8 protein-coding genes are annotated in these 9,268 nt (G+C 36.2%); 4 read left to right on the forward strand and 4 right to left on the reverse strand.

The window, feature by feature from the left end; all coding sequences use genetic code 11:
• Positions 1-69: 69 nt before the first annotated feature.
• Both AC2JBO_RS19785 and AC2JBO_RS19790 read right to left on the reverse strand, forming a co-directional pair.
• Positions 70-1,359, reverse strand: a complete 1,290-nt coding sequence (locus tag AC2JBO_RS19785; RefSeq protein WP_496955365.1) for a hypothetical protein — start codon at positions 1,357-1,359, stop codon at positions 70-72.
• Positions 1,360-1,382: 23 nt separating this feature from the next.
• The gene (locus AC2JBO_RS19790; protein ID WP_496955366.1) at positions 1,383-2,348 is read right to left on the reverse strand and encodes a 2-dehydropantoate 2-reductase; all 966 of its coding nucleotides are present in this window, start codon (positions 2,346-2,348) and stop codon (positions 1,383-1,385) included.
• Positions 2,349-2,993: 645 nt separating this feature from the next.
• Here AC2JBO_RS19790 and AC2JBO_RS19795 point away from each other — a divergent pair.
• Complete coding sequence (locus tag AC2JBO_RS19795) at positions 2,994-3,422, forward strand: hypothetical protein (RefSeq protein WP_496955367.1); 429 nt, start codon at positions 2,994-2,996, stop codon at positions 3,420-3,422.
• Positions 3,423-3,830: 408 nt separating this feature from the next.
• Here the strand turns inward: AC2JBO_RS19795 and AC2JBO_RS19800 are convergent, their stop codons facing one another.
• Entirely contained in the window at positions 3,831-5,321 is a 1,491-nt protein-coding gene (locus AC2JBO_RS19800; RefSeq protein WP_496955368.1) for an acyl--CoA ligase, read from the reverse strand.
• 183 nt (positions 5,322-5,504) lie between these two features.
• Between AC2JBO_RS19800 and AC2JBO_RS19805 the strand changes: the two genes are divergently transcribed.
• Positions 5,505-6,065 (forward strand): hypothetical protein, encoded by a 561-nt coding sequence (locus tag AC2JBO_RS19805; protein WP_496955369.1) that lies wholly within the window; start codon positions 5,505-5,507, stop codon positions 6,063-6,065.
• On the opposite strand, the gene AC2JBO_RS19810 is transcribed toward AC2JBO_RS19805, so the two are convergent.
• The gene (locus AC2JBO_RS19810) at positions 6,046-6,435 is read right to left on the reverse strand and encodes a hypothetical protein (RefSeq protein ID WP_496955370.1); all 390 of its coding nucleotides are present in this window, start codon (positions 6,433-6,435) and stop codon (positions 6,046-6,048) included. The genes AC2JBO_RS19805 and AC2JBO_RS19810 overlap by 20 nt on opposite strands.
• A gap of 182 nt (positions 6,436-6,617) precedes the next feature.
• Between AC2JBO_RS19810 and AC2JBO_RS19815 the strand changes: the two genes are divergently transcribed.
• Together AC2JBO_RS19815 and AC2JBO_RS19820 are read left to right on the forward strand one after the other, a co-directional pair.
• Complete coding sequence (locus AC2JBO_RS19815; RefSeq protein ID WP_496955371.1) at positions 6,618-7,739, forward strand: site-2 protease family protein; 1,122 nt, start codon at positions 6,618-6,620, stop codon at positions 7,737-7,739.
• 339 nt (positions 7,740-8,078) lie between these two features.
• Positions 8,079-9,268: ParB N-terminal domain-containing protein (locus tag AC2JBO_RS19820; protein WP_496955372.1), on the forward strand; the 1,190-nt coding region annotated here is incomplete at its 3' end.

Genomic DNA, 9,268 nt, shown 5'->3' on the forward strand with positions numbered 1-9,268 from the left:
TACTTTAGAAACGTAATTAATAATTGTAGAGACGCGATTAATCGCGTCTCTACGAACAATTACAGATAATCAAATCGATTTTATAATTTTGTTTTTTGCAGCAAGACTAATAGTTTTGTTAGTATCTTTCGCTAAAACTTTAATTATATCTATAGGAGTGTTACAATTATTGATTATAGCAAGTCTAATTTCTCCATGTTTGTCATTCATTAGCTTTTCTAAACATTTTACAGGTGTTTTTCTGTTCTGAGCGACTGCAAGGCGAACTCTACCTGCTTTATCTTCTGATAGCTGCTTTAAAATATTTGTAGTTATGCTAGGATTGCTTGCTACAATAATTCTGACTTCATCAAATACATCGAGTGCCAAATGTTCTAAAATGTGACTAGATATCTTAGAATTTTCTGCTAATAAGCGACGGATACTTACATCATTGCTATTTTTTGCTAAAAACTCTAAGGTTGTTATAGATGTATTATTATTTCTTGCAACAGCAGCACGGATTTTTACTTTATCCTCTTTAGCAAGCTCTTCTAAAATTTCACTGGGTGTATTGTCATTGTTCGCAACTTCGTAACGAACATCAGAACTTTCATCTAAAGCTAGTAGCTCTAAAATATAGCTGGGTGTTATTGTATTTCCAGCAACTCTCGCGCGGACATTCATCATCTTATCTGTAGCTAACTTCTCAAGCACAGATGGTTCTGTTACAAAGCTTCTTGCAATAGCTGCTCTGACTTCACTGCTAGTATCGTCAGCAAGTATTTTTGTAATTGTTAGAGATTTACGACGGTATTTAGTAAGATGTAAGCGTACCTCCTCTGATTCATCTTGTGTAAGACGGATTAATAACTCTTTTGACACACGTAAATTCTGTACTAGTTTACATCGAACTTTAATGCTGCCATCATCAACAAATCTTTCTAAGCATTGAAGAGGAGTGCTGTCGTTATTTAATATAGCAAGTTTAACACGTTCTGATTCATCACTGGCAAGCTTTTCAAGAAAATTCGGTGGTGTTCGTTGGCTTTGTGCTACTGATTCACGAACAAATTCAGAATCATGATTAACTGCCCATTCAATATAGAATAATGGTAAATCATGCCCATTAAAAGCTAAAGGGTATATTGTATAAAGTTCATATAAAAAATTAGGATTTTCAAGTAATAGAAAGTAAATTAAACTATTACTTAATACCTCAACTGGATAACCAGTAAATAATTCACATAAAGTGTCAGGTGCCGTATTTGGGTTTTGAGCAACTGCTGGACAAATTTTGTTGTCATTGCTCATTGCTAACTGATGTAGACGCTCCGCTGTAGTGCTTTCATCCAAAGCTTCTTCCAATGTACAATTCATTGTATTTACTGGTTACGGTTGTATCAAGTTTGTTCAAGTAGCTTAACTAGTGCGTATACTGTATCGATATGTGGAGTTGGGGTATCTGTTAATTTTCCTAATTCGGCAACGGCACCAACAATTGCATCAACCTCAGTTGGTCGTTTCGCTTCGATATCCTGTAGCATTGAAGTTTTGTGGGCGCCGACTTTTTCGGCTCCTGCAATTCGTTGTTCTAGCGTAATGCCAAAGTCAATTCCAAGTTTTTGCGCGATTGTTTGCGTTTCGGTCATAATAGACAAAGCTAATTCTCTAGTTAGAGGATATTTACAAATTTTATCTAAAGTTGTGCGTGTTAGTGCGCTAATTGGATTAAATGCAACATTTCCCCATAACTTTACCCATAAATCAGTACGAATTTGATTACGTATGGGCGCCTTTAACCCAGCTTTTTTAAATACATTTGCCAAAGTTTGAATTCGTTCAGTCTTGGCGCCATCAATTTCACCAATGCTAAAACGCTCTCCTTCGATATGTCGAATAACTCCTGGTTCGGCAATTTCTGCGGCAGGATAAACTACACATCCAATAGTACGCTCTACACCAATATTTGCTTCTACCGTACCATCAGGGTCAACAGATGTAATATTTGCTCCTTCATATTGAGTTCCAGACTTGCGGAAGTACCACCAAGGAACACCATTTTGTGCTGGAACTACTATTGTTTGGGAATGATATAAGCTAGGTAAACTCGCAGCTATTGGTGGCAAACTTTGAGCTTTCATCGCTAATATAACTACATCTTGTGGTTCTAGAGTACTAACATCATCAGTGGCTGCAATGTTAGATACGTTAGTTGTACCGGACTCTGTAATTAATTTTAAGCCGTTTGTTTGGATAGCTTTTAAATGGGCGCCTCTAGCTATTAGCGTTACTTCTTCTCCTGATAATGCTAGCTTTGCTCCTAAGTATCCACCAATGGCGCCGGCGCCTACGATACAAATTTTCATTACACTACCTCATGATAAATATTACAATTCTATTTCTTTTCTCTGCGCTCTCTGTGTCTCTGTGGTAAAAAAATAAATTACTTTACTTAACAAGAGTAGACAAAGCTAAGATTTAAAAATAAATTATTATTCAATTTGAGCAACTTTAGTATAATATACTAATATAATGTTACAATAATAAGGAAATTTTTAGGACACTGATTAGAGACGGAAATAGCATTAGCAGAAATGAGACTGTCATTCTTTATCATGGTACATCATCAAGCCGTGCGAAGAAAATAGTAGAGCAAGGCTTTAGACAAGCCCCTGTTTTTTTCGCAGAAGAGTACCCCACTGCCAGGTATTTTGCATTTGAGTCGATATCTAGATACAACACGGAATATAAACGTCAAAACAGATTCACTCTTGAAACGTCACCACAATCTTTGACCATTATCAAGTTCCAAATACCTGGAAATCTTGCATCTCAGTTAAAAATTAATAGAGAAAATAGAACTATAATTGGGCAAGAAATGGATTTACCGATTCTTTATATTGAAGGAGGTTCTGAGCATGAAAGGATACTTTATCTGGTTAAAGGGTTTAATCAAGCACTAAAATCAGGTCAAATAGATATAAGACGTTTTAGAATTAGGTTAACAAATTATGGATAACAAGTATTTACAGAAACTCATTAAAAGACTTCATAGTAAAAAGTTGCCTGATGATGTTGCTAAACAAATTATTAAATTAGGAAAGGACGGTTACGATTATTTGTGGGTAATAATAGATGACCCGAATCTTACAGACTACCAAGTTATCAATATGCTGAGAATTCTATATCAGATGAAATACTATGATATCGAGGTATTTGTTAATAAGCTTTTGTCATTTACTCAAGACAAAAGAATTGATGTACGCTCGGCAGCATGTTTTCTAGCAATATGCTTATTTCGGATCAAAAACGAATTCAAAGAATTAAATATCCCTTTAGAACAAGAAATATTGACAAAATTTTTCCGTCAAGCTATCGAGATGGAGTTACACCAGACTATTAGACAACAAATTGAAGATTTATTTAAAGTTAATATTTAATTTTGTTTGATATAGGGGCTTAAGCGCTATTCGCGTTACTTCTTCTCCTGATAATGCTGGCGAGAACTCCTAAGTATCCACCAATGGCACTGGCACGTACTATACAAATTTTCATTATTATACCTCAGTAAATGTTATCTCTTTTTTACCACAGAGACACAGAGGGCACAGAGGTAAGAGTTTAAGAAATAGATTATTCTATTTGAGCAGGTGCAAAGTAAAAATGTTAACAATACACTTTCTTATTTATACTACCTAATAGTTAAGTATACAATTTTTAATTTTATACTACAATTTATCTTTCTTGTTTAATGCATATATTTATGCATCTTGTCAAGGAAGCGTGTGACACTTTAACGCACGCTTGCCCTAGGCAGGCAGGGATGCCCGCTCCACAAGAGAGGAAGATTATTCTATTTTTAGTAGTTTGGACATGTTCAACCTTTGTAATTTGCCTGTGGCGCCGCGCGGTAGTTCTTCTAGGATATGAAATTTTGCTGGCACTTTAAATTCTGCTAGCATTTGCGAACAGTGGGAATGTAGTTGTTTTTCGTCTGCTGGGCTTTTTAATACTACTGCTGCATGAATATCTTCGCCTAGGGTTTTGTGTGGTACGGCAAAAGCAAGCGCTTCGCTGACGGCAGGATGTCGTAGCAGTACATCATCAACTTCTAAGGGTGATATTTTTTCGCCACCTCTATTGATTAATTCTTTTAAGCGTCCAGTTAAAGATAAATATCCTTCTTCGTCTAAGAAACCTTGGTCTCCAGTTCTAAACCAACCGTTGACGAAAGCTGTTGCGTTTGCTTGAGGATTATTTTCGTAACCATCTACAACGTTGGCGCCTTTAACTACAACTTCTCCAAAGCTACCTGTAGGTAGAAGATTTCCATTATCATCCATAATACCGACATCTACACCAAAACCATAACCAACACTCCCAGGTTTACGTGTTTTGGGTGGTAGAGGATTAGTTGTCATTAAGTGGGCTGCTTCGGTCATGCTATATGATTGAACAACGGGAGCGTTTAATGTTGCTTCGATTTGTTCTAATATTACTGGTGGTAAAGGTGCGCTACTCGAACGAATAAATCTAAATTGGTTTGCCTGAATGATTTCTGAGTTACGGCTAGCTCGTGCTAATACCATTTGATGCATTGTCGGCGCCGCAGAATACCAAGTTGGTTTAAACGATTCTACTAGTTTCCAAAATTCTAAAGCATTAAAACCAGGGGGGCAAATTACTGTACCTCCGGATGCAAAAGTTGACAACATACAGCCTACTAAACCATGAATATGGAATAAAGGCATTACTAAAAGCGTTTTGTCATTCGCTGTTAACGAGTAAGCATTGACAAAATTAGTCGCACTCGCAATTAAATTACGATGCCTAATAGGTACTCGTTTGGGGCGACTAGTTGTACCACTAGTATGAAGAATCATTGCTATGTCATTTTCTGTTGCTTGCTCAACTTCTCGTGCGTGCGGTTGTGCTGTTTGTAATTCAAAATATAAGGCGCCTGACTCTCTAGTTTTTACTGTTATTACTTTTATTGCGTCTGTACAAGCAGCAAGCGCATTATTGTTACCATCTGGTAAAATAATTAACGCTTTAGCTTGAGTATCTTCGTAATAAAAAGCAAACTCTTCTTGTTTATACTTGGGATTCAACGGACAAGCAGTAGCCGCAATCGCGGTAGCTAAAAATACAGTTATCATCTCCGGGCTATTAGAAATTGCAATAGCAACTCTGTCTCCACGTCCTAAACCAAAGCTATTAAGCTGTTCTGCAAGCTCAACCACATTCTCTCGTAGTTGCTTATAGTTCACAGCCGGACGTTCGTTTGAAGTTAGCGCTATATCGGAAGCGGCGCCGTTTAGAAGATTTAAAATATTCATAGATATCACGTCAAACTACTGCATAATCTATTCTATGAGCTAACAAAGCATTATAAAATTTAATAGACCTGCAAAAATCTAATCAAACATCTTGTGGAATGGGCATCCTTGCCCGTTCCAGTATAAAGGGCGGGATGTATGTCAAAATAGGTAGAGTTAAATTTAAAAAATAAAGGTATAAAAATGGCATACAGCGATTTTTCTCTTTCTAAGCCACAAAATACCTTTAATTTAACACTTGATGAAACTGGAAATTTATTTAATGATGTCAGTCCAGTTTCACCATCAGAAATTTTCAAAACAATATTGGCTGACTATGTTCCTTTAGCAACTTCAGTCGGCACTGAAAAAGCTCGTTCTGAGTTGATGATTGCGCCAATTTTAGTTGAATTAAGAAAGTTATTAAGCAATAAGATATCATTCTTTTCTGGAAACGAATTTAATGTTGATGCAACAAAAGGGTTACAAGGCTTTTGCGATTATATTCTGAGTGGGTCACGTGAACAACTCTTTATTACGGCGCCTGTAATGTTTATTTTTGAAGCTAAAAAGGAAGATATTAATGGAGGTTTAGGTCAATGTGTTGCAGCAATGGTTGCAGCACAATTGTTCAATCAAGCTAAAGGAAATGAAGTCAAGCAAATTTACGGTTCAGTTACTAGCGGGACTAATTGGAAATTTTTATTTATCGAAGACACATTGCAAGCGTTTCAGCCTATTGTCTCTATAAATTTTCTAAACTAATTCTCCATAAGCCTTCAAGGGGATTTGACGGCGTTAAACCACTACCTGTCCACTCACTGTCACGCACTAATCCAACACTAAATATATCATTTATCGGATATTGTCCTAATTTCCCAAAACCTTCAATAACCTTTGAGTCAGTGATCACTTTTTGATTCAACTGTATAGTTGTTTGGTTTCCATCAGAAAAATAAATGGTTGCTCGTCTTTTCTGAAAGCGTACCTGAACATCGTAAACTCCACCAGTGGCATAATAATAAGCTTTAGCGTTAAACTTTCTACCATCAATATTCTGCCCCTGATACTCAACACCAACAGCAGGAGTTGTTAGCAAGAACAATACAGCCAGAACTGACACTAAAACTTTCATTGTTTAATTTTCGCTTCACTAATAGGTTTTATCTATATATAAATTCTATCCTTATTTTTCTTGTGGAATAGCCCCTGATAGGTAAAACCACACCTTAACAGACGGACACTACTACCGTTACAAAGATTAAAATTGCTTAACATTTCGTTACCATAGAGACATCGAAATCACAGGTAGGCGCCATGAATGGAACAATTCGGATAGGTAACCTCTTTAACATCCCCTTTTACATCCACCCATCCTGGTTCTTAATCTTAGGTTTAGTAACTTGGACTTACAGCAGTGGACTAGCAGCACAATTTCCTTACCTAGGTGGGGGAGTCGCAGCACTGTTAGGATTGACAACAGCATTGTTATTATTTGCCTCAGTCGTCGCTCATGAATTGGGACATAGCTTCGTTGCCATACGCCAAGGTATTGACGTAAAGTCGATCACACTCTTTATATTTGGTGGTTTAGCGAGCTTAGAAAAAGAATCAAAAACACCAGCATCAGCTTTCTGGGTTGCAATTGCAGGCCCTTTAGTTAGCTTACTATTATTCGCTACATTTACAGCTATTGGTTTCGGCGCCTCTGCAAGTGGACCATTCGCTGCCATTCTTGTGGTGCTAGCGTCTGTTAACTTATCATTAGCGTTATTTAACTTAATTCCTGGCTTGCCACTAGATGGTGGAAATATACTTAAAGCCATCGTCTGGAAAATTACAGGCAACCCTTATAAAGGTACAGTTTTTGCTAGTCGAGTCGGTCAAATATTTGGTTGGGTAGCAATTGCCTCTGGTTTAATTCCCCTACTCATGTTTGGTAGCTTTACCAACTCTTGGAACTTATTGATAGGTTACTTCTTATTGCAAAACGCTGGTAACGCCTCAAGAGTTGCAACGCTACAAGAACGACTAATAGGACTAACAGCAGCAGATGCAATCACTCCAGATAGCCCAATAGTCAAAGCAAACATGAGCTTGAGAGAGTTTGCAGACGAGCAGATATTAAACGGTCAATATCGTAGGTTCTTAGTAACAGGCGTATCAGGAGAATTAGTAGGAGCAGTATCAGTAGATAACTTGCGCGCGGTTCCTAATGCACTATGGTCAGAAACCCAAATCAGCGAAGTAATGCGACCAATCGAAGCATCTACCACTGTAGAATCTGATAAATCATTGCTAGATGTAGTACAACTACTAGAACAACAAAAGTTATCCGCACTTGCTGTAATACGTGATAACGGTGTACTACTTGGAATCTTAGAAAAAGCTTCCGTCATAAACTTACTTCAAAACAAAATGCAAGCAAACCCTGCATAATTTATATCCCGCCTTGGAATCAATTCCAAGGCTAATAGCACAAGTCTACTTCAGTAGACTTTAATTAGTATACATATTGGTAGAGACGTGTAATCCACTTGTATCCCCTCAAGGCTTAACCACGTCTCTACTATATTTATTAAGGCGCCAGTAGGCTGCATTTAATTTAAAGCAAAGCGTTTTAGCATACCAAGCATGATTTTTTATTTTGAATGGCTAGCCAAAAAAGACCAGTGTGTGATATTTTTTATAAGGGTTATATCGATAATCATATCTATAATATTTTCATATTTAGCGCATAGTGGAATTCGATTTTTTAATTCAATCGTAGTTGTTCTTTTGCCTAAATCAAATGACCAAAGAGAGTTATGGGATTTTGAGAAAGCTACAAGTAAAGGAATAGCTATCGAGAAATGGGTTAACTTAAAGCTGTATAAAAACGTAGCTAGAATTGTAATTGATGGTCAGCACCGACTTCTTGCATTAAAAAAATATTGGAATGTTCATACAGGGAAAGAATCGTTAACCACTCAAGAGAAAGCAGAAAATTATATTTGTGAAGAAACGTTTGATATCCCAGTTGTTTATTTAGTATTTGGTAATTTAGGTAAAGTTGGTTATTCAAACTCAAGTCAAACTGTAAGAGATGATATAATCAAAGCAACTCGCAATATCTTTACAGTTATAAATAAAACAGCAAAGTCAATTGATAAACAAACTCAGCTATTGCTTGATGACAGTAAAATATCAGCATTAATACCGAGAAAACTTTTAGAGGAAGGAGTACTTGAAGATAAATTTATTAAATGGTCTTCTACAACAAGAAGCTTAAATCAATCAGAACCTTATTTAACTACTCTAGATTTGATTAGTCAATGTACTATAGAATTGTTGGCAGATTATAAAAAACAAGCTTTAAATAAATCTTTTAACTCACCAATTGAGCGAAATAAAGCTATAGATGATTATTATGAATCTCATCCTAAACTCCCTGAAATTGGTACAAAATTCTTACTAAAGTGGTTCTTTGCTGACCTACAACCCTTTAAAGATTGGGTATTACAAATTAATCAATTAGGTATAAATATTCCAAATCAACCGGAGCAAGCTCAATTAAGTCCAAGCCAAAAAGCAGGTATAAAAGACTTACGCAATTCAAATATCTTATATACTATCTTAGGGCAAAAAATTCTTTTTTTCGCAGTTTCAAAGTTTTTACTTAAGACAGGTTCAGAGTATCGTATTCAAGCAACTCTAGATGCCATATGTCATAGTATTACTAAAATGGATGAAAATGACTTCTTCAATAGAAATCAACCTCATTGGAGTAATATTCTAGTACGCCCAAATGATAAATACACCATGATTACTGTAGGTTCTGGAATTGAAAAATGTATAGAACTTGTAAAAATAATATTGTCTGAATCTTCTGAAGGTGTGAGAGATTTGATTAAACGTACTAAAGAGGATGTAAATAATGATATTAACTGGACTGAAGCTATGATTACCAGTTGGAGAAAAGAATTTCA

The organism is Calothrix sp. CBUCES-K 9914 (assembly GCF_059640475.1).

Bases quoted from the DNA above. Each gene is read 5' to 3' on its own strand.
- AC2JBO_RS19785 (WP_496955365.1), bottom strand. From the start codon at position 1,359: ATGAATTGTACATTGGAAGAAGCTTTGGATGAAAGCACTACAGCGGAG.
- AC2JBO_RS19790 (WP_496955366.1), bottom strand. From the start codon at position 2,348: ATGAAAATTTGTATCGTAGGCGCCGGCGCCATTGGTGGATACTTAGGA.
- AC2JBO_RS19795 (WP_496955367.1), top strand. From the start codon at position 2,994: ATGGATAACAAGTATTTACAGAAACTCATTAAAAGACTTCATAGTAAA.
- AC2JBO_RS19800 (WP_496955368.1), bottom strand. From the start codon at position 5,321: ATGAATATTTTAAATCTTCTAAACGGCGCCGCTTCCGATATAGCGCTA.
- AC2JBO_RS19805 (WP_496955369.1), top strand. From the start codon at position 5,505: ATGGCATACAGCGATTTTTCTCTTTCTAAGCCACAAAATACCTTTAAT.
- AC2JBO_RS19810 (WP_496955370.1), bottom strand. From the start codon at position 6,435: ATGAAAGTTTTAGTGTCAGTTCTGGCTGTATTGTTCTTGCTAACAACT.
- AC2JBO_RS19815 (WP_496955371.1), top strand. From the start codon at position 6,618: ATGAATGGAACAATTCGGATAGGTAACCTCTTTAACATCCCCTTTTAC.